The 2573-nt window shown below is 41.9% G+C and carries 1 protein-coding gene and 1 pseudogene; one reads left to right on the forward strand and one right to left on the reverse strand.

Going from position 1 to position 2573, the window contains the following annotated elements; translation table 11 throughout:
• Positions 1-548: 548 nt before the first annotated feature.
• Positions 549-1841: an HhoA/HhoB/HtrA family serine endopeptidase gene (locus EWV84_RS17780; RefSeq protein WP_287079088.1), complete on the reverse strand. Its 1293-nt coding sequence runs from the start codon at positions 1839-1841 to the stop codon at positions 549-551.
• Positions 1842-2266: 425 nt separating this feature from the next.
• Here EWV84_RS17780 and EWV84_RS17785 point away from each other — a divergent pair.
• A pseudogene (locus tag EWV84_RS17785) lies at positions 2267-2455 on the forward strand (IS4 family transposase); the annotation flags it as partial.
• Positions 2456-2573: the final 118 nt, after the last annotated feature.

The following is a 2573-nucleotide window of genomic DNA, read 5'->3' on the forward strand; positions in this document are numbered from 1 at the left end:
ACATTTTACGCAGGGGGGACTTAGACAAAATCAGTATAGCACAATAAAAGTTAAGTTAACAAGCTATAGTTTAAAAAGCCGTCCTAAAAGGACGGGGCTTTAACCCAAAATTTCGGTAAATTTAAATATTTTTAAGTATTGAAGCTTTTTATATATAAAATACTTATCATTTTGCCCTGATTGTCTCTGACTTTTCCCTCCCCACAGTAACCACAGGAAAGACTATTACAGCATAATTAGGGTTTGCGGCAAAAAGTTTTTCGGTGGTGGTAGGGTGTGGGGTGTGGGGTGTGGGGTGTGGGGTGTGGGGTTTTACCGGTTTTGAGGTGGCCAATTACCTAATTTTTAGGGAAAAAGTGCTTAAAATTCCCCCCGCTCACTCCCATATCCGGTACTTTTTGATTGACAAAAAGTCTAAAAGTCTTACCCAACAAGGTTTTTAGATTTATTCAGCCAACCCTAATTATTGGATTCAAGAGCCAAAAGTAAAACCAGAAATATAGAGAGCTTAGTAACAAGCTCTCTATAAAGTTTAGGTCTTCTACCACTTATTTTTCAGACTGGGAGCTGTTAGCAGTATTCAAGCTACCCACTTGAATATTCAGATTAATTTTTTGTCCTTCCCGGCTAATTTCTACGGGTAAATTATCGCCGATTTGAGTATTAGCAACAATTTCCTGAACCGCATCGGGATCGGTGACATTCTTACCACCTACAGACTTTAACACATCACCCGATCGCAATCCCGCTTCCGCGGCAGGAGAATCTCTCATCACCCGCACTAACAAGACACCAGAATCATCGGGGATAGTCCAATTATCAGCCATAGGACTATCGGCTAATTGTTCTTTTACCTCCGAAGTTAACTGTACCATTTGAACACCGAGATAGGGATGTTCCACCTTACCCGTGGTGATTAATTGTTCGGCGATTCTTTCGGCAGTCTTAATCGGAATAGCAAAACCTAAACCCTGGGCATTTTGAATGATAGCAGTGTTAACTCCGATAACTTCTCCCCGATCATTTAACAAAGGTCCGCCGGAATTTCCGGGGTTAATTGCCGCATCAGTTTGCAGGAAATCCACCCGTTTATCACTAGCACCAATTTGGGAGCTATGACGTTCTTTGGCACTAATAATCCCCGTGGTGACAGTGTTATCTAATCCCAAAGGATTACCGATAGCAATTGCCCATTCTCCCACCTGTAAACTATCAGAATTACCTAATTTAACCGTGGGTAAATTGCTCGCTTCCACCTGTACCACTGCCACATCAGTTAAAGGATCACTACCTAAAACTTTGCCATCGATAGTGCGACCATCTTTGAGGGTGACAGTCACCTTATCTGCTCCCTCGACAACGTGAGCATTGGTGATAATTTTACCGTCATTACTGATAATAAACCCCGAACCTGTACCTCTTTGAACTTGTTTTTCTCCTCGATCGGGTATTTGGGAACCAAAGAAGCGACGGAAAACAGGATCGTTAGCAAATTCCGAAAAATCACCGCCTCCATTGACTTCCCTAGAAGCATTAATTCTTACCACCGCCGGCCCCACTTCTTGCACCACAGAAGCGACAAAATTGGTAGGAATAGCAAGAGACGAGGGAGCGGCTGCGGCCGGTGTGGAGGGGCGAGGATTATTGGCAGCGGGGGCAATATTTTGGGCTAATTCTAGAGGATTTTGACTGTAGGCGTAGGTGGCCCCGATGCCTAACCCGACACCCAAAACCAGTAAAGAGGAATAGGCAAAAAGTTTTTTCATCCCAGAAGATTTGGCGCGTTTAGGATTACCTTCGTTGATCGGGGAAATATTATCGTTAAAAATATTGCGAGTCATAGTTTTTATTGTTTAACCATTCTGAGAAGGGAATAAAAGTCAGTCCTAGTAATCGTGGGTGTGAGAGGAGTGTTTCGGAAAACGGCTTGGGACTGACTATCTCTAATTTAGGCTGGGGATATGAACTTACTGTGACGCAGACATGAAGTTTTGATTGCAAGGTCATTATCCTAGTGGATAGACAGATAGAAAGATAGAGAAAAGGTCAATGATAGATTTTTCGGGGTTATTAAACCTAGGGTAAGAGCATCTCAATTAGGCTTGACAAAAGGCTCTCAGCACAGCAATCATATATAGCGTTTCCTGTTCACAAGAGGTACATTCTCAATCCTGAAAAGCTTAATCAGCAAAGGTTAAACTGTACCTCACAGATACGAGAACTGCTATGGTTATTCTAAGTACGGGACAAAAAGCTTGAAAAGTAGATAGAAAAGGGGTTTCACGGAGCAAGACTCTCTTTCCTCGCTCTATTCTTACTGGCTCTGTTGAAAGTAAAAACCGTCAACCTCAAGGAATTAGCCCTGGGTTTTGAAGGTGGGGCATTAGTAGAGTCCCATTACAAACGATTACAACGCTTTTTTGGGGAATTCGAGAGAGATTACCCTCAAATAGCCAGCAATTCTCATTTTGAAAACAAAAGAAGATAAAGTTCTCTATGTGAACAAGAGAACTTCTGTCTAATTATCATTTTTTTTCAAGATAATCATCATAATTAGCTTCAAGAGACAGTTT

It is taken from the genome of Microcystis sp. M_QC_C_20170808_M3Col (genome assembly GCF_007095505.1).
GTDB lineage: Bacteria > Cyanobacteriota > Cyanobacteriia > Cyanobacteriales > Microcystaceae > Microcystis.